This window comes from Microbispora amethystogenes, from assembly GCF_016863015.1.
GTDB lineage: Bacteria > Actinomycetota > Actinomycetes > Streptosporangiales > Streptosporangiaceae > Microbispora > Microbispora amethystogenes.
The window spans coordinates 74,815-93,423 of the sequence record NZ_BOOB01000049.1 but is presented as its reverse complement, the minus strand read 5'-3'; the positions used below and the strand labels follow the sequence as shown (position 1 = coordinate 93,423).

Genomic DNA, 18,609 nt, shown 5'->3' with positions numbered 1-18,609 from the left:
CCACGAACGACGAGACCGCCGCACATCCCCGATGTGTGCGGCGGTCTCGTTGTCGTCGGCCACGCCTTCGAGAGGGCTGCCTTCGAGAGGGCTCAGCCCTCGGCGGACGAGAGCAGGCGCTCGGCCTCCTCCTCCGACATGCCCTCCAGCTCGGCGACCAGCAGGTCCTCCAGCGCGGCCGCCAGGTCGGCCACGGTGCGCCGCTCGAAGATCGTCCGGACCGGCACCTCCACCCCGGTCGTACGGCGTAGCCGGGCCGCGATCCGCGTCGCGAGCAGCGAGTGCCCGCCGAGGGCGAAGAAGTCGTCGTCCGCGCCGACGGAGGCGACGCCGAGCAGCTCGGCCCAGACCTCGGCCACCAGCAGCTCCGCGTCCGTGCTCGGCGGGACGTGCCGGGCCGACGGCCCCCGGACCGGCGCGGGCAGCGCCGCGCGGTCCACCTTGCCGCGGCTGGTGAGCGGCAGCGCGTCGAGACCGACCCAGGCGGTCGGGACGAGATGCCGGGGCAGGGTCCGCGCGAGGTGCGCGGCGAGCTCCTCCCCCGTCGCGGTCCCCGTCACGTACGCCACGAGCTCCTCGGCGTGGACCGTCACGAAGGCCTGGCCGACGCCCGGATGGTCGAGCAGCCGCGCCTCGACCTCCCCCGGCTCGATCCGGAAGCCGCGCACCTTGAGCTGCCCGTCGAGGCGGCCCAGGAACTCCAGCTCGCCGTCCTGGTTCCAGCGGGCCCGGTCCCCGGTGCGGTACCGCCGCGCTCCCGGCGGCCCGGCGGGGTCGGGGACGAAGGCGGCGGCCGTGAGCGCGGGGCGGCGCAGGTAACCGCGGGCCACTCCGGCTCCCCCGATGACCAGTTCGCCGATCGCGCCTTTCGGGACCGGGGCTCCGGCGGCGTCGAGCAGGTGGACCGTCGTCGCGCCGACGGGCCGGCCGATCGGCGGCCTGCCGTGCGGCCTCACGCCATGGTCCGCCGCGAGGCCGGACCCCAGGCCGGACCCGGGACCAGCCCCAGGACCGGCGCCGAGGTCGGCCCAGGTCGCGATGACCGCGGCCTCGGTCGGGCCGTAGGTGTTCAGCAGCCGGACGCCGTCGCCGAACCGGCGCCGCCAGCGCGTCACCGCGCCGCCGGACGCCTGCTCGCCGCCGATGATCACCAGGCGGAGCGCGGGCGGCCAGGCGATCTGGTCGATCTCCTCGACCAGGTGGTGCCAGTAGGCGGTGGGCAGGTCGAGCACCGTGATCCGCTCCCCGCCCGGCGCGGCCAGCAGGTCGGGCAGCGTCGCCGCCCCGCCCGGGAGGAGCACCAGGGTCGCTCCCGCGGCCAGCGCGGGGAACACCTCTTCGAGGTGGGTGTCGAAGCTCAGCGACGCGAACTGGACGACGCGGTCGCCGGGCGTCAGGCCGTACGCGTCGCGCATCCACCGGATCCGGGCCGCGATGGCGCGGTGCTCGACCGCGACGCCCTTGGGGCGGCCGGTGGAGCCGGAGGTGGAGATCACGTAGGCGACGTCTCCCGGCCCTGTCCCACCCGGCCCCTCCTCGCCCTGCTGCCCGGTGGGCCGCTGCTCGGTGGGCCACTGCTCGCCCTGCTCGCCGGGCCACCGTGCGTCCTCTCCCCCGCCGGGGATCGGGTCGACGGCGGTGAGCCCAGGAGGCGGCGTACGGGTCGTGATCACATGCGTCGCCCCGGCGTCCGCCAGGGAGAAGGTCATCCGCTCGTCCGGTTCGTCCGGCTCGAACGGCAGGTAGGCCGCGCCGGCCCGCCAGACGGCGAGCAGCGCGACGATCGCCTCGGCCGACCGGGGCAGGCGGACGCCGACGACGTCGCCGGGGCGGACGCCGGACGCGCGCAGCGACGCGGCGAGCCGGGCCGCCCGCAGGTCCAGTTCGCCGTACGTGACCTCGGTGTCCCCGCAGACCACCGCGACGGCGCCGGGCGTGCGGCGGACGGTCTCGGCGATCATCTCGGGGACCGTCGGCCCGGGAACGTCCGCGCCGTCGCCGGCCATGGTGTGGATGTCGGCCTCGTCGTCCTCGGTCCAGACGCGCAGCTCGGAGATCCGGCGGTGCGGCTCGGCCGCGGCCGAGGCGAGCAGGAGCAGGAAGCGCTCGGCGAGCCGCCGGACGGCCTCCGCCTCGTGCGGGGACCCGCTGGACCCGTCGTGACCGAACGACACGGTGATCCCGCCGCCGTCCCGCCACGCCTCGGTGTAGAGGCCGAGCTTCACCTGCCGGAAGCCGTCGGGGAAGAAGCCGACGGACAGGTCCCCGAAGGGCCGGGTGGGCCCCACGTCCTGGGTGTGCAGGATGAACACGGTCGGCATCAGCGCCTGGGCGGGGTGCCCGATCCGCTCGAACGGCACCGACGTCCTGCTCATCGCCGTCAGCGCCTCGCGCCCGGTGCTCCGCAGCAGGTCGGCGAACGCGGGGTCGCCGCCGAGGTCGCCGCGCAGCACGACGGTCTGGGTGAGATAGCCGATCAGCGGCTCCAGCTCGACCCGGTCGCGCCCGGCGACGACCGTCCCGACGAGGACGTCGTCGTGGCCGGAGTGGCGGTGCAGGAGCACCTGGTAGGCCGCCATGAGCACGGTGAACAGCGTGGTCCGGTGCTCGCGGGCGAGCCGGTCCAGCCGGTCCGCGACCTCCGGGCCGACCCGGACGATCTGGAACCCGCCCTGCCCGTGGCCCGCGCCGCCCTCCGCACCGCCGTCGTCCCCGCCGCCGATGCCCCCGATGCCGAACGGCAGGTCGGGCGGCGGCGGATCGGCCAGCCGCTCCTGCCAGTACGGCACCGCGCGATCGGCGCGGCGGCGCTGCCAGCGGGCGTAGTCGGACGGGTGGACCGGCAGCGGCGCCAGTTCCGGCGCGCGGCCGCGCAGCCGCGCGGTGTAGCACTCCGCGAGGTCGTCGAGCAGGATCCCCAGCGACCAGCCGTCGCCGATGATGTGGTGCATCGTGACGCACAGGACGTGGTCCAGCGGCCCGATCCCGATCACCGCCACGCGCAGCGGGACGCCGTCCGCGAGGTCGAACGGCGCGTTGACCCGCTCGGCGACGAGCCGCCCGGCGTGCTCCTCGTCCGTCGCGGCCGGCCAGGCCACCGGCGGCGGGGATCCGGCCGGCTCCGCGACCGCCCAGGGGACGCCGTCCTCCTCCTCGAACCGGGTGCGCAGGCTCTCGTGCCGGGCCACCACGTCGGCGACCGCCCCTTCGAGGGCGTCCCGGTCGAGGGGGCCGCGCAGCCGGCGGACGAGATACATGCCGAAGGAGGCGTCGCGCGGGTCCAGCTTCTGCAGGAGCCAGAGCCGCTCCTGGTCCGGAGACAGCGGCGCCCTCATCGGTCCGACATCCCGTCGAGCACCGCCGCGAGGTCCTCGGCGCTGAGGCCGTCGAGTTCGTCGCGGAGCGCGGCGATCTCGGCGAGATCGAGGTCGTCGTCGTCGAGCCGGTCCATCGCCGCCGCCAGCCCGGCCACCGTGGGGTTCTCGAACAGCTCCACGATCGGCACACTGATCGCGAACCGCGCCTGGATCCTGGCGATGATCTGGGTGGCGGTCAGCGAGTGGCCGCCCAGCTCGAAGAAGTCGTCGTCGACGCCGACCGGCTCCGCGATGCCCAGCACCTCTCCCCACAGCGCCGCGAGGTCCTCCTCCAGCGGCGTGGACGGCGGCCGGTACGGCCGGCTCCCGGCGCGGGTCCACTCGGGCGCGGGCAGCGCGGCGCGGTCGAGCTTCCCGTTGGGGGTGAGCGGCAGGGCGTCCAACACCACGAGACGCGCCGGCACCATGTATTCGGGGACGCTGAGGCGCAGCCGGTCGCGCAGGGAGGCCCACAGGCCCGACTCGTCGATGTCCGAGCCGGTTCCCCGGAAGGTCCCCCCGGCCGCCGTTTCCCCTGCGGCCTCTTCGGCGACGTGCTCCCCCGTGGTGTGCTCTGTGGTGGCGCGCACGACGTAGGCGACCAGGCGCGCGAGCCCGTCGGGGCCGGCGTGGACGCCGACCGCGGCGCCGGCCACCTCCGGCGCGGCCCGCAGCACGGTCTCGATCTCGCCGAGCTCGATCCGGAAGCCGCGCACCTTCACCTGCTGGTCGGCCCGGCCGAGATAGCGCAGCCTGCCGTTCTCCAGCGCGGCCAGGTCGCCCGTGGCGTACAGGCGGGCCCCGGGCGTCGCGGAGAAGGGGTCGGGCCGGAACCGGTCCGCCGTCTGGCCCGGCATTCCGCGGTATCCCCTGGCCAGGCCGGCTCCGCCGATGTGCAGCTCCCCGGCCTCGCCGGGCGGCACCGGACGCCCGTCGGGCCCGAGGATGTGCACGGTCGTGTTGCCGATGGGCTCGCCGAGGTCCACGGGAGCAGGAGACGGGGCGACCCGCCCGGCCGTCGACCAGACCGTCGTCTCGGTGGGGCCGTACACGTTCCAGAGGCGGGCGCCGTCGGCGAGGAGGGCGTCGGCGAGGTCGCGGGGCAGCGCCTCTCCCCCGCACAGCCGGGTCGCGATGTTCGCGGGGACTCCGCCGGACTCGATCAGGATGCGCCAGCTCGCCGGGGTCGCCTGCATGATCGAGACGGCGTCGGTCACGGCGCGCGACCGCAGGGCCCGGCCGTCCGTCGTCTCGTGCGCGGACGCGACCACGACGCGGGCGCCGCAGGTCAGCGGCAGGAGCAGCTCCAGCACGGAGATGTCGAACGACAGCGTGGTGACAGCGAGCCAGGCGTCGCGCGGGGTGAGCTCCAGCAGGGAGGCGAAGGACTCCAGCAGGTTGACCACCGCGCCGTGCGGGACCGCGACCCCCTTGGGCCGGCCCGTGGAGCCGGAGGTGTACATGAGGTAGGCGAGATCCCCCACCGGTCCCTCGCCGTCGCCGTATCCATCGCCGTCGCCGTCCTGCCCCTCGCCCGAGAGCGGCACGCCGTCCCACGCCAGCTCGACGACGTCCGGGACTCCGTCGAGCAGCGCGGAGCCGACGCCCTTCCCGGCAAGCACGAGCCGGATGCCGGCGTCCTCCCGCATGTGGCGGAGCCGGTCCTCGGGGAACGCCGGGTCGAGCGGCACGTACGCGCCGCCGGCCCGCCACACGGCGAGCAGCGCGACGACCATGCCGGGGCACCGCTCCAGGCACAGGCCCACCGGCACCTCCGGCCCGACGCCGTGGGCGCGCAGCAGCGCCGCCAGCCGGTCGGCCCGGTCGAGCAGCTCCCGGTATGTCAGCACGCCGCCGTCGCCGCTCACGGCGACCGCGTCGGGGCTCTCGTCACGCCACCGGCGGATCAGCGCGAGCGCCGTCGCGGCGTCCGTTCCCGGCCGCCCGGCACCCGAGGCCGCCGGCCCGCCGCTCACCGCGTCACTCACTGTCATGCACCTTTCAATCAGAGAACGCGCCGCTCAGCGCGGACAGACGGGTCTCCGGGTCGGCCCCGGCCCGCCGTACGACCTCGGCGAAACCGCGGACGAGGCGGCGCGCGGTCGCGGGCGTGAACAGGTCGGCGCTGTAGTCGAAGACGCCGCCCAGCCCCTCCGGTCCGCGCCACAGGTCGAGCGAGACCTCGGACTTGGTGTGGCTGGGCGGGATCGTGTGGACCTCGGCGTCGAGGTCGGCGAACCGGGTCCCCAGCAGATCGTCCTTGGGCAGGTCGCTGTGCAGGTTGAACATGGCCTGGCACAGCGGCGGCCGGCCGACGTCGCGCGGGACGCGCAGCGCGGCCAGGATGTGCTCGAACGGCACGTCCGCGTGCCGCATCCCGGCCAGGGTCGCCTCCCGCACGCGGTCCAGCAGCTCGTGAAACGCCGGGTCGCCGGACAGGTCGGCCCGCAGCACCAGCGTGTTGCCGAAGTAGCCGATCAGCGGGGCGAGCTCGCTGCGGGTCCGGCGGGACACCGGGACGCCGACGCAGAAGTCGGTCTGGCCGGACGCCAGGGCCAATGTCGCCTCGTAGGCGGCGACCAGGGCCATGAAGGACGTGCAGCGCCGTTTCCTGGCCACCCGCTCCAGCGGCGTGACCTCCTCCGGCGGCAGCAGCAGCTCCTCGCGCCCGCCGCGCCCCGACCACCGGGACGGCCGGGGATGGTCGAGCGGCAGGTCGAGTGAGGGGGCGCCGGCCAGCCGGCCCGCCCAGTGCTCCACGCCCGCCGTGTGGTCCCGCTGTCTCTCCTGCACGGCGAAGGAGGCGTACTGCATGGGCAGCTCCGCCAGGATGGGCTCACGTCCCTCGCGCGTCGCCGCGTAACACTCGGCAAGCTCGCGCATGAGCACGTCGAGCGACCAGCCGTCCACCACGATGTGGTGCAGGACGATGCACAGCACCACCTCGTCCTCACCCAGCCGGGCCACGCCGACCCGCAGGGGAGGTTCGTTCTCCAGGTCGAACGGGCGCTCGGCGAACTCCCGCAACGCCTCGTCGGCGCCCGCCCCGTCCGGACCAGCCCCGTCCGGACCAGCCCCGTCCAGACCAGCTCCGTCGCGGCCCGCCTCCCCGGAGGTCACGAGGTCCTCCACCGGCGTCGGCGCGGGCGGCAGCACCACCTGCACGGGGGCGTCCCCGCGCAGCCGGAAGCGGGTCCGCAGCACCTCGTGCCGCTCGGTGACCCGGGTGAACGCCGCGGCCAGCGCGGCCCTGTCGAGCGGCCCGCGCAGCCGTACGGACCAGGGCGTGTTGTAGCTGGTGTCGGCGGGGTCGAAGCGGCTGAGGAACCACAGGCGCTCCTGCCCCGGCGACAGCGGCCACTCCTGCCCGCCGGGGTCCGCCGCCGCGCCCCCGAGGGAGCGCAGCAGCGCCGCCCGGCGCTCGGGGGGCAGCCCGGCCAGCTTCTCGATCAGCGCCGCACGGCGCTCCGCGCCGCTCGCCCGCCCGGTCGTCGGCCCAGTCATCGGCCCGGTCATCCGCCGCGTACGCTCAGCGGGCGCATGTCGGTCCACACCGTCTCGATGTGGTCCAGGCATTCCTGCCGGCTGCCGGTGAAGCCGGTGGGCCGCCACCCGGCGGGCGGCTCGCGGTCGCTCCACCACACCGAATACTGCTCCTCGTCGTTGACGACCACGAGCATCGAGGATTCGGTCATTTCACCTTCCCAAGGCAGTCATTACGGAAGAGGGGACCCGGCCGCCGCCCTCGATCAGACGGGGGCAGTCCGGCCAGCCGGAGGGGCCGGCCGGCGGCGCCGGGCACAGCACGTAGTGCCGGGGGGCGAGCACGTCGGTGCGACCGGCCGCGGCCCGCATCACGGCGGCGTGGACGGAGTCGGGCGTGTCCAGCCCGGGACGCGCCACCAGATAGCCGGTCAGCCGGTCCGCCCCGTCGTCGCCGGGCTCCAGCACGACCGCGGCCGGACCCCCGCAGACCCGGCGCAGCAGCGCCTCGGTCTCCGGCAGGCTCACCCAGTCGGGGCCGACCCGCGTCCATCCGGCCGGCCGCCGCACCGGGTCGAGGCCGGCGATCTCGGCGATCCGGTCCAGCGGCACGTCGGCCGAGACCGCCCGGACCAGCAGCTCCTCCAGGCCGCCGAGCATCCGCTCGGCGACCCGCCCGGGCAGGAACGCCGTGTCCACCAGCACGAAGAACTCGCAGGTGGAGGGCGCCGGACCGGTCGCGAAGAAGATCTTCGCCTTGACCTTCGAGTAGGCGCCGACGAAGAACGTCCTGGTCCGGCCCCGCAGGGCGGCCAGCGCCCCGGCGTCACCGGGGTCGACGTCCGGGAGGCCCGACCAGCGGCCGCCCTGCCGGACGTCGTTGAAGAACGCGTCCAGGTCGATGTCGGCGCCGCGGTGCCACGCCTCCGCGTCCCGGGCGGCGAGCACGAGCGAGGGGTCGTAGTGCCCGTTCCGGTAGGTCGCCAGGGTCCTGCGGTGTCCCGGCCCCAGCGCCTCGGCGAAGGTGAAGGCCCCCTGATCACCGGTCCCCTGATCGCCGAGCCTCTGATCACCGAGCCTCTGATCACCGGCGCCGAGGTCGATGACGCAGAGGCCGTCCTGCGCAGCCGGCCCGGCCATCGCCCCCGTACGGAGGTGGTGCCGGTTCGACACGATGAGCTGCAGCGCGGCGGTGGAGTGCCCGGTGACGGCGGCCAGCAGGGCGGCGCTCGCGACCGTGAGCACGCTGGAGGTCGTCACTCCGTGCCGGGCGGCCAGCGCCTCGGCGGCGACGGCCGCGGCCGGGGAGTCCATCCCGTAGCGGACGAAGCGCGGCTCCTCCGGCTCCCGCTCGGGAAAGTCGAACATCGAGCGTGGCGCGGACGCCAGACCGCTCCGCCAGTGGCGCAGCGCCTGCGCGCCGGGCGGCGGGTCCGACCGCTCGAAGGCGGCCTGGTCGAGCGGCTGCCACTCGGGGGCGGGCAGGTCCTCCCCGGCGACGAGCCGCGGCCACTCCGCGGCCACCATGTTCAGCGACCAGCCGTCGAGCGCGAGGTGGGACAGCGCGAGGGCCAGCGCGCGCGGCCGGCCCCTCAGGCAGACCACCGCGCACCGGACCGGCAACTCGGCCGCGTAGTCGAATCCGGTCGCGGCCAGTTCGGCGGCCAGCGCCTTGGCCGCGGTCATCGGCTTCGCCGCCGCCTCGTACACGCCCACGGTGAGCCGGCCTTCCCGCCTCACCCGCTGGACGGTCCCCTCCCCGGCACCCGTCTCCGTGTTCTCCCCGGCGACCACCTCGGTGCTCTCTCCGGCACCCGCCCCAGTGCTCGCCTCAGTGCTCGCCTCAGTGCTCGCCTCAGTGCTCGCCTCTGTGCCCTCGGTGACCGCCTCCACGCGGGTCCCCGCGCCCGCCCGAGTGCCGGTCCCGGGGCGTGCGTCCTCCCGGACGTACGCCGTGCGCAGCGTCTCGTGCCGCTCAAGGAGGCGTCCGACGGCGCGCAGCACGGCGTCGAGGTCGGCGGCGCCGGTCACCGGCAGGGTCCAGGCCAGGTTGAAGTAGGGATCGCCGTCGTCCAGCCACTGGGTGGAGCGCCAGATGCCCTGCTGCCCCCAGGTCAGCGCGGCCTGCCCGCCCCGCGCGCCGCGGAACTCCACGGTGCGGGGCGGCAGCGCGGTGAGGCCGGGCGCCTGCGGCGCGGGCGGGCTGCCGGTCACCTCCGCTGCCCGCCGGAGTGCTCGTCGTCGTGCCCGCCGCGGTCGCCGCCGGCGCCGGTGTGCGCGGCGACGTGCCCGGCCAGGCCGTCGAGTGTGTCGAGGTAGCCGCCGTCCAGGTCGACGTCGCAGCCGAACTCGGTCTCCACCATGTCGATCAGCCGGAGGTAGGCGAGCGAGTTGAGGCCGAGCGCGGGCAGGCTGCAGTCGGCCGCCAGCACGTCGGCGGCGGCCAGGTCGCCGCCGCTCGCCTTGGACACCAGCTCTGCGAGGCGTTCCCTCAGCATGCCTCCTCCCGGAGGAGGGCGACCTCCGCGGCGACCCCCGCGATCGTCGGCTCGTCGAAGAACAGGTCGAAGGACAGCTCCACGTCCATCCGCTCGCGCACCTTCGCGATGATCTCGACGATCGTCAGCGAGTGCCCGCCGAGGTCGAACAGGTCCTCGTCCGGCCCGATGTCGGGCCGTTTGAACACCTCGCTCCAGATCTCCGCGACCTCCGTCAGGTAGGGCGTGGCGTCCGCCTCACCGGTGCGTGGCGCCGCGGCCGGGTCCGTTCCGCTCCGCCCCGCCTCCGTCGGTACGGACGAGGACTCGACCGGAGCCGGCAGCGGCAGGTGGGAGAGGTCGGTGTCGGGGGCGGTGGCCACCGCCTCCAGGAGGGCGAGCAGGTGCCCGACGAGGGACTCGCAGCCGGAGCGGCTCAGGATCGCCAGGTTGAACTGCAGGCGGCCCGTGATGCCGTCGGGCGCGTCGACCACCTGCAGGTGCAGCGTGCCGCGCACCTGGTGGTTGAACGACATCCAGTCGACCGTCGCCGCCACCCCGGGAAACTCCGGCGCGCTCCCGTCGCGCCCGCGGTAGCTGACCGAGACCGGCGTCAGCGCGGTGCGCGGGCTCACGCCGCCGACCGCGCGGGCGAGCGGCACCTGCCGGAACCGGTAGACGGCCCGCAGCTCGCCACGCACCGACCGGGCGAAGTCGGCGAACGTCCCGCTCGGGGCTCCGGCCCGCACCGGCAGCTCGTTCACGAAGAGGCCGATGTGGCCCCGCGTCTCCTCGGTCCTGGTCGACAGGTCCACCGACACCGCCGCGTCCTCGTTGCCGTACGCGGCGAGCAGGGTGTGGACGGCGGTGAGCACCAGCTCGAACCGGGTGACGCCCATCTTGTCGGCGGCGACGGCGAGCCCGGCGGGAAGGGCGAAGTCGACGGCCTCGCCCGCGGCGGCCCGCGTCGAGACCCCCGTCAGCCCGGGAAGCCGCAGGTCCTGCCGGTCCTGCCAGCGGTCCCGCCAGAACGCGGCGGCCTCGTCGAGCAGCTCGGCCACCCGGGTGTTCTCCCGATCGACGGCCTCGCCGTACGTCAGGGGAAGGACCGGCAGCGGCAGCCCGGCGTAGGCGTCGGCCAGGCCGCGCACCAGGAGATCCTTCGACATGCCGTCGAAGACCGCGTGGTGGGCGACGACGACCAGGAGGTGCCGCTCCGGCGCGAGCCGGAAGAGCCTGAACCGGGCCGTCGGGCCGGTCCCCAGGTCCAGGTCGAGGGACGCCTCACGGTCGACCAGCTCGCCCGCCTCACGCCCGGTGGCGTCCTCGAACCCGATCGGCGGCGGCACGGCGGCCAGGGCGGGGCGCAGCACGGCGTCCCGCTCCGCCAGGGCCGTGGCCAGCTGGGGATGCGCGCGGACCACGTCGTGGCAGGCGGCCAGCAGCCGGTCCGCGTCGAGAGGGCCGTCGAAGTGGATGGCGAGCGGCATGTGGTACACCTGACCGCCGCAGCCCATCCGCTCCGTTACCCACATGCCGTGCTGCGCGAGGGACGCCTGCTCCCCCTCGCCCGTGAGCGTCGGTGACATCTCACTCGCCTTCTTTGCTGATCATGGAGTCGCCCAGCAACGTGAGCAGTTCCTTCTTGATGACCTTTCCTGACTGGTTCCTGGGCAGGTCGTCGACCACGAGGATGCGTTCGGGCAGCTCGTGCCAGGCCAGCCGGTCCATCAGGAAGGCGCGTACCTCGCTCGCCGACAACCCCTGCCCCGGCCCCGGAACCCGCCCCGAAACCGACACCGAGCCCGGCCCGGCGACCGACGCGGGGCCCGATCTGGCCACGACCGCGGCGCCCAGCACGGAGCCGAGCACCGGGTGCGGGAGGCCGAAGACGGCCGCCTCGGCGATCTCCGGGTGCTCGTACAGCGCCGCCTCGACCTGCAGCGTGGACACCTTGTACGCGCCGGTCTTGACCACGTCGCTCTCCCGGTCGACGAGGTAGAGGTAGCCGTCGGCGTCCACGTATCCGACGTCGCCCATCCGCACCCAGCCGTCGCGGAACGCGCGGGCGCTGGCCTCCTCGTCGCCGTAGTAGGACCTGCTGGCGGCGGGCGACCGCATCCACACCTCGCCGGTCTCCCCGGGCGGGAGCGGGTTGCCCTCCTCGTCGGCGATGCGCAGCGACCCGTCGAACGCGGGCCGCCCCAGCGCGGCCGGGCGGGCCCGGTCGTAGATCATGATGGTCTGGGCGGGGGCGGCCTCGGTGGACGTGTAGTAGTTCGTCACCGTCGCGTTTGGGAACGCCGCCGCCAGCCGCTCCGCCAGGGCGGGGGGCAGCGCCGCCGCCGCCGAGCCCAGCAGCACCACGCCGGACATGTCGTGCCGCTCGTGCAGCCCCGCGTCGAGGAGTTCGACCGCCATGGAGGGCACCAGGAACACGGTGCCGGGGCGGTAGGTCTCGATGAGCCGGGCGAACCTGCCGGGGGTGAACCGCGCGGGGGTCAGCACGGTGGGCCGGGCGTCCAGCGCGTTGATCAGCATCGTCTGGCCGGCGTTGGTGCCGATCGGAAAGGCGTGCAGCAGGTGCCGCGAGTGGGCGAACCTGCGGTGCCGGGGCTGTGTCACGCACCCGTAGGCCAGGTTGGCGTGGCTCGCGCCGACTCCCTTGGGCCGCCCGGTCGTGCCCGAGGTGTAGAGGATCTGCGCCAGGTCGCCGGGCCGCACCGGCGGCGCGGCCGGGCGCGAGCCGGGCGCGGCGACGGATTCGAGCTCCGCCGGGGTCGCGGTCCACGGCTCCGGCGCCGCCGGAGCTTGCGACTCGTCCGTACGGGCCGGCGGGAGAGCGAGGTCCCGGCCGAGCAGCACCGCCGCCGCCGAGCAGTGCCCGACCATGTAGCGGATCTCGGCCGGCGCCAGCCGGTCAGACATCGGCACGGCCACCGCGCCCGCTTCGAGCACCCCGCAGAACGCCACGGCGAAGTCGATCCAGTCACGGCTGCCGAAGTGCAGCGCCACCCTGTCGCCCGGGGCGACGCCCTTCTCCGCCAGCCCGGCGGCGAGCGCCGCCGACCTGCGCTCCCACTCCGCGAAGGTGAGCGTCCCCTGCCCCTCGACGATCATCGCGACGCCGTCCGGTTCCTGCTGGGCGCGCAGCCGCAGCAACTCCGGCACGGTGAGCGCGGGCATCCGCCGCGTCCTCGTCGTGCGCGTCATACCTGCTCCTTCTCGGGTGCCCGGCCGGACGTGGAGGCGGGTACGGAGGCGGGCTCGCGCGCCGGCTCAGGGGCCGGCCCGACTGGGGCGACCGCGCCGAGCACCTGTCCCGGGGCGGGCGGGCCGTCTCCCGCACCGTCCGTCCCGTCGGCCGCCCGGACCGACGCGATCCGCTGGGTGAGGGCCTGGTAGCCGACGACGTCGTCCGGCAGGGCGTCGGGCACCTCGTCGTCGAACCGGCGCAGCACCCCGATCCGCATGCCGACCAGCGCCACGGCGGCGATCGCCAGGGCGAAGCAGGCGTACATGAAGCCGATCCCGCGCCCGGGCCCGGTGCCGAGCACCGCGCCCACCGTCCCGGCGAGCGGCCCGCCGGGGGCGAGCAGCGGCTCGAAGACCTGCGCGCCGTACGGCGCGACCAGGCCGAACCCGATGGGCAGGGTGGACCAGGCGACCAGCGTGTTCAGCGCGATGACCCGGCCGTGGAACCGCTGCGGCACCTTGACCTGGATGATCGTGGCGTAGACGCCGTTCAGCAGGGTGAGGCACAGCGACATGCCGAACGCGCCAGCGGCGATCGGGAACAGGTCCGGGCGCAGCCCGGTCAGCAGGCAGAACACCGACAGGGCGAGCGTGGACACCAGCACGCCGTGCAGCCTCCGGCGGCGCGGCCCGCCCCAGGCGGCCATGGCGAGGCCGCCGAGGAAGGCGCCCAGACCGCCCGCGAACGACACCCGGCCGACCTCCGCCAGCGACGCGAACGACAGCACCAGCGGCGAGATCATCAGGAACAGCGGGGACAGGAAGACGTTCAGCACCGCGAAGTAGAACAGCATCGCGCGGAAGCCCCGGTTGCCCCAGGAGTGGCGGATGCCGCCCATCATCTCCGCGAGCACGCTCTCCCGCCGCTTCCACGCCATCGTCGCCGGGAAGCGGACCAGCAGGAGGGTGAGGGTGGCGACGACGTAGCTCGCCACGTCGATGACGAGGATGCCCTCCAGCCCGATCGCCGCCATCAGCCCGACGGCGATCAGCGGCACGATGAGCTGCGCGGTGCCGGCGGCCATCTGGACGACGCCGTTGGCGTGCCCGAGGAAGCGTTTCGGCACGAGCTGCGGGATCGCGGAGCCGTACGCGAGCCGCTGGAAGGTCAGCGCGACCGACAGGCAGACCAGCAGCGGATAGATGTGCCAGACCTGCAGGTTGCCGGTCCACAGCAGGACTCCCAGCGCGAGCTGGGTGCCGCCGGCCGCCACGTCGCCGGCGAGCATGACCCTGCGCCGGTCGAACCGGTCGACGATGGCGCCGGCCAGGGGCGCGACGAGCATGCCGGGCAGCAGGCCGAGCACGGAGAACAGCGCGAACCTGGCCAGCGACCCCGTCGTGAGATAGATCCACAGCGGGATGGCGAACTCGGTCAGCGCGGAGCCGGTGATCGAGACGAGCTGGCCCGCCGCGACGACGAGGAAGCGGCGCATGCTGGGCGGCGGGCCGACCCGTGGCGGTGCCTCCGCCGAACCGGCCGGCGCCTCGCGCCCGTTCTGCCCGGCATGCCCGGCCTGCCCGTTCCGCGTCGTGCCTGCGAAGCCGTCCTGACCGGCGGCTTCCGGACCGTCGGGGCCGGGGCCTTCCGCGCCGTTCCGCGCGGCGACCGTCAGGCCGTCATAACCGACGCCTTCCGTGTCGTTCCGCACGGCGACGGTCGGGCCGTCCTGGAGAACGGCGTCCGCGCCGTTCGATCCTGCGCCTGCCGCAAGCCCGGCGGGCTGGCGCGAGACGCCCTGCAGCCACCAGGTGCGGCTCTCGTCCCGTGCCATCCCCTCGGTACGCCCGGAGGCGAGGGCGGCGTGGGCGCCGGTGACGATGTCGGCCAGCTCGGTGTTCCGGTATCGGAGGAAGAAGTGCCCGGCCTCGTCGAGCACGACGCACGCCGTCTCATCTGACAGGCAGTGCCACTCCTTGTAACGTTCCTGGTAGAACTCGGCCGCCGGATCGCGTTCGCCGACCACGGCGATCACCGGCGCGCGCAGCGCCGGGCCGCCGCCCTCCTCGAAAATGCGGGTGAAGTACCGCTCGGCGGCGCGGGTGCCCTCGCGGCGGTTGCGCACGATGAGCTTGACCTGGTCCCGGCCGAGGTCCTCCACGTCGAGCCCGGCGGCGGTGAGGGCGTTCACCCGCTGCTGGTCGCTGGTGAGGCGGTCGAAGAACGTCCCGAGCCAGTTCAGGCCGCGGCCCGGCCGGGCGAAGGGGAACACGCCGCCGAGATACAGCGCGTCGACGGCGTGGCCCTCGGCTTCGAGCTTCCGGGTGATCTCGGCGGACAGCATGACGCCGAGGCCGCAGTGGCCGTACAGCACGAGCGAGCCGCCGTTGCGGTCCATGATCTCGGCGATCTCGGCCACGCAGCCGAGGACGACCTCCTCGAACGGCCGGGACTCCTCGCCCAGTTCGTGGCCCGGCACGGCGACCGAGTAGAGCGCCCAGTCGGCGGGCAGCGCGTCGGCGAGCGGCTGGTAGACGACCGCGCTGCCCCCGCCGTACGGCACGCAGACCAGGGTGGTGGTGACGGTCCGGGCGGGGGTGAGCCGGTGCAGCAGGGAGCGCGGCACGTCCCCCTCGGCGGTGAGCAGCCGCGCCAGCTCGCGCACGGTGCGGTGCTTGAACACGTCGAGCACGGTGACCGGCCGGTCCGGGTACGCCCGGCGCAGCCGGGCGATGACCCGCATCGCGAGCAGCGAGTGGCCGCCCAGCGCGAAGAAGTCGTCGTGGGCGCCCACCCGCTCGACCTCCAGCACCTCCGCCCAGACGCCCGCCACGTCCTCCTCGGGGCCGGGCTCCGGGGCGACGTACTCGGCCGCCGGGACGTCGGCCTCCGGCTCGGGCAGGCGCGACCGGTCCACCTTGCCGTGCGACTTGAGCGGCAGCTCGTCCAGCCAGGCGTAGCGGGAGGGGATCATGTAGGCGGGCAGCCGGTCGGCCAGCCAGGCGCGCACGGCCGCGGCGCCGGGCCGTTCCGCGGGCCCGTCCGGCGTGCTCCCGGCGTCGGGTCCGGTCGTGCTTCCCGCGGCGGGGACGAGGTAGGCGACGAGCTGTTCCCCGCGCGGCTCGACGACGGCCTGAGCGACGTCCGGGTGGTCGGTCAGCACCGACTCGATCTCGCCGAGCTCGACGCGGTAGCCGCGGATCTTCACCTGCAGGTCGCGGCGGCCCAGGAACTCCAGGTCGCCGGAGTCGGTCCACCGGCCGAGGTCCCCGGTGCGGTACATGCGCGCGCCGGGCGGGCCGTACGGGTCGGGGACGAACCGGTCGGCGGTGAGGCCCGGACGGTTCAGGTAGCCGCGCGCCAGCCTGTCGCCGCCGAGGTAGACCTCGCCCGGCACCCCGGCGGGGACCGGCCGCAGCCGCTCGTCCAGCACGTACGCCCGCGCCCCGGGCAGCGGCGAGCCGATCGGCAGGCTCACGCTCGCCTCGGCCGGGCCGTCGGGAGCCGGGAGCCGGGCGACGTCGTAGGTGGTGACGCCGACGGTGGCCTCGGTGGGCCCGTAGTGGTTGACGACCCGGCAGCGGCCCGTCGCCTCCAGCTCGGCGGCCCAGCCGCGCGGAGCCGCCTCGCCGCCCAGCAGCAGCAGCTTCCTGGGCAGCAGGTCGGCCGATCCGCCGTCGGCGAGCCGGCCGGACGCGGGCTCGGTGGCATCGCTCGCGGACGCGAGCAAGGTGGCGAGGTGCGACGGCGTGATCTTGAGGTAGTCGATCCCGGTCCGGCGGAAGATCTCCGCCAGCTCCGGGCCCGCGGTGCGCGAGGGCACCAGGTGCAACGTGCCGCCGGTCATCAGGCAGAGGTAGAAGACCGTGACGCCGAAGTCGAACGCGAGGGACTGGAGCAGGGCGAAGGACGAGGCGGGCTCCACGCCCAGCCTCTCGCGCACCCCGGCGAGGTAGACCAGCACCTCGTGGTGCTGCACGGCGACGCCCTTGGGCCGCCCGGTGGTGCCGGAGGTGTAGATCACGTACGCGAGGTCGCCCGGCGTCCCGGTCTCCTCGTCGTCGGCGGCGGGGGGCTCCGGCGCGTGGTCGTCGTCGAGGTACACCGGGGTGACGTCGTCCGGGAGACGATCCAGCAGGTCGGCACTGGTGATGACGAGCCTGGCCCCGGCGTCGGCCAGCACGTAGCCGAGCCGGCTCGCCGGGTGTTCCGGGTCGAGCGGCAGGTAGGCCGCGCCGGACTTCAGCACGCCGAGCACCGCGACCGCGAGCCCGGTGGACTGCTCCAGGCAGATCGCCACCCGGTCGTCGCGTCGCGCGCCGAGCGCGCGCAGCCGTCCGGCGAGCCGGTCGGCCGCCGCGTCCAGCTCGGCGTACGTGAGAGCGTCGCCGCCGCACACGACGGCGGTCGCGGACGGAGTGCGGGCCGCCTGCGCCGCGATCACCTCGTGCAGGCGCACGGCATCCCACTCGTGTAGCCGCGCGGTAGTCGGCTCGGGCTGACGCGCCGGGGCCGGCTCGGGCGAGGCCGGGGATGCGCCAGATGCGCCGACGGCGGGCAGGTCCGCCGGCGCGCCGGCGAAGCCGAGCACGCGGCGCCGTTCCGCCTCCGGGAGCAGCTCCAGGTCCGATACCCGGGTGTCCGGGGCGGCGACGATCGACCGCAGCAGGTTCTCGAAGCACTCCGCCAGGCGTGCGACGGTGGCGGGGCGGAACAGCTCGGTGCGGTAGGTGAGGTTGCCGTGCAGGCCGTCGCCCAGATCCATCAGGTACAGCCCGAGGTCGAACCGGCTCGCGGTCACCTCGAACGGGTACGCCGACAGGGTCAGCCCCTGCCCGCGCAGCGGGGCCGACCGGTAGTTCTGCAGCGCGAACATCACCTGGAACACCGGTGACCTGCTCACGTCGCGCTCGACCCCGAGCTCGCCGACGAGCCGGTCGAAGGGCAGCTCCTGGTGGGCGTAGGCGTCGAGCGCCGTCTCGCGCACCCGGCCGAGCAGCTCGGTGAAGGCCGGGTCGCCGGACAGGTCGGCCCGCATCGGCAGCGAGTTGATGAAGAGGCCGACCACCCGCTCCAGCTCCGGGAGTTCGCGCCCGGACACCGGGGATCCCACCGCGAAGTCGTCCTGGCCGGAATACCGCGCGAGCAGCACCTCGAACGCGGCGAGCAGCGTCATGTACAGCGTCGCGCCGTTCGCCCGGCCCAGCTCGGTCAGCGCGTCCGCGAGCGCGCGGTCGAGCACGAAGCGGTGGGCGGCGCCCGCGGCGCCCTGCTCCGGCGGGCGCGGCAGGTCGGTCGGCAGCTCCAGCGGCGGCAGCCCGGCCAGCCGCTCCCGCCAGTAACGGATGTCGTCGTCGTGGGTCCGCCCGCGTTCCCACACGGCGTAGTCGCCGTACTGCACCGGCGGGGCGGCGAGATCGGCCTCGGTCCCGGTCCGGTACGCCTCGTGCAGGGCGAGCAGTTCCTCCATCACGATGTCGCAGGACCAGCCGTCGGTCACGGCGTGGTGCATGGTCAGGAGCAGCACGTGCTCCCGGGCGGCGAGCCGGACCAGGAGCACCCGCACCAGCGGGCCGTTCGCGAGGTCGAACGGCCGCTCCAGCTCCTCCTGCACGATCTCGTGCGCGGCGGCGGCGTCGCCGGACACCCGGAACCCGACCCGCGGATCGTCGTCCAGCACGATCTCCGGCGTACCGTCGTCGGTGGTGACGAACCGGGTGCGCAGGCTCTCGTGGCGCCGCGCGACCTCGGCGAGGGCGCGCTCCAGGGCCGCCTCGTCTATCTCGCCGCCCTCCAGCCGTACGGCGAAGGCGACGGTGTACGCGGTGGTGCCCGGCGCGTACTGCTCCAGGAACCACAGGCGCTCCTGGGCGTGCGAGAGCGGCGGGTGCGTGCCGGCCGGCCGCGGCGGCACGGTGACCCTCGCGGCTTTCCCGGCCTTGAGCCGCTGCGCCAGCAGAGCCTGCTTGGCAGGTGAGAGACCGGTTCGGGTCACGTCGCCGGCACCTCGGGTGAGACCTGCGTAATGAACATGGTGATTCCTCTGTGCGCTTCGCACCCCGGCACGCCGGCGGGCCGGTGCGGATACGCGGGCGGC

Annotated in this window: 9 protein-coding genes; all 9 read right to left on the bottom strand. The window is 74.8% G+C overall.

The genetic code is table 11. From position 1 onward, the window contains the following. Window positions 1–92: 92 nt before the first annotated feature. The 9 genes from Mam01_RS29385 to Mam01_RS29345 are packed head-to-tail and all read right to left on the bottom strand — an operon-like array spanning window position 93 to window position 18,507. Window positions 93–3,335, bottom strand: a complete 3,243-nt coding sequence (locus Mam01_RS29385; RefSeq protein WP_204288450.1) for a non-ribosomal peptide synthetase — start codon at window positions 3,333–3,335, stop codon at window positions 93–95. Then, the gene (locus Mam01_RS29380; protein WP_204288449.1) at window positions 3,332–5,344 is read right to left on the bottom strand and encodes a non-ribosomal peptide synthetase; all 2,013 of its coding nucleotides are present in this window, start codon (window positions 5,342–5,344) and stop codon (window positions 3,332–3,334) included. Before Mam01_RS29380 ends, Mam01_RS29385 begins: the two co-directional genes overlap by 4 nt. A 13-nt stretch (window positions 5,345–5,357) precedes the next feature. Further along, window positions 5,358–6,860, bottom strand: a complete 1,503-nt coding sequence (locus tag Mam01_RS29375) for a condensation domain-containing protein (protein WP_204288448.1) — start codon at window positions 6,858–6,860, stop codon at window positions 5,358–5,360. Window positions 6,861–6,868: 8 nt separating this feature from the next. Continuing rightward, the gene (locus Mam01_RS29370; RefSeq protein ID WP_150934895.1) at window positions 6,869–7,051 is read right to left on the bottom strand and encodes an MbtH family protein; all 183 of its coding nucleotides are present in this window, start codon (window positions 7,049–7,051) and stop codon (window positions 6,869–6,871) included. Window position 7,052: 1 nt separating this feature from the next. Further along, window positions 7,053–9,053, bottom strand: coding sequence for a condensation domain-containing protein (locus tag Mam01_RS29365; protein ID WP_204288447.1), 2,001 nt, complete (start codon window positions 9,051–9,053; stop codon window positions 7,053–7,055). Beyond that, a complete protein-coding gene (locus Mam01_RS29360; RefSeq protein WP_204288446.1) occupies window positions 9,050–9,337 on the bottom strand; it encodes a phosphopantetheine-binding protein in 288 nt (95 codons plus the stop codon). The genes Mam01_RS29365 and Mam01_RS29360 overlap by 4 nt, the downstream gene beginning before the upstream one ends. Beyond that, window positions 9,331–10,905 (bottom strand): condensation domain-containing protein, encoded by a 1,575-nt coding sequence (locus Mam01_RS29355; protein WP_204288445.1) that lies wholly within the window; start codon window positions 10,903–10,905, stop codon window positions 9,331–9,333. The genes Mam01_RS29360 and Mam01_RS29355 overlap by 7 nt, the downstream gene beginning before the upstream one ends. A gap of 1 nt (window position 10,906) precedes the next feature. After that, a complete protein-coding gene (locus tag Mam01_RS29350) occupies window positions 10,907–12,529 on the bottom strand; it encodes a class I adenylate-forming enzyme family protein (RefSeq protein ID WP_239101716.1) in 1,623 nt (540 codons plus the stop codon). After that, window positions 12,526–18,507: a non-ribosomal peptide synthetase/MFS transporter gene (locus tag Mam01_RS29345; RefSeq protein ID WP_239101715.1), complete on the bottom strand. Its 5,982-nt coding sequence runs from the start codon at window positions 18,505–18,507 to the stop codon at window positions 12,526–12,528. Before Mam01_RS29345 ends, Mam01_RS29350 begins: the two co-directional genes overlap by 4 nt. Window positions 18,508–18,609 lie beyond the last annotated feature (102 nt).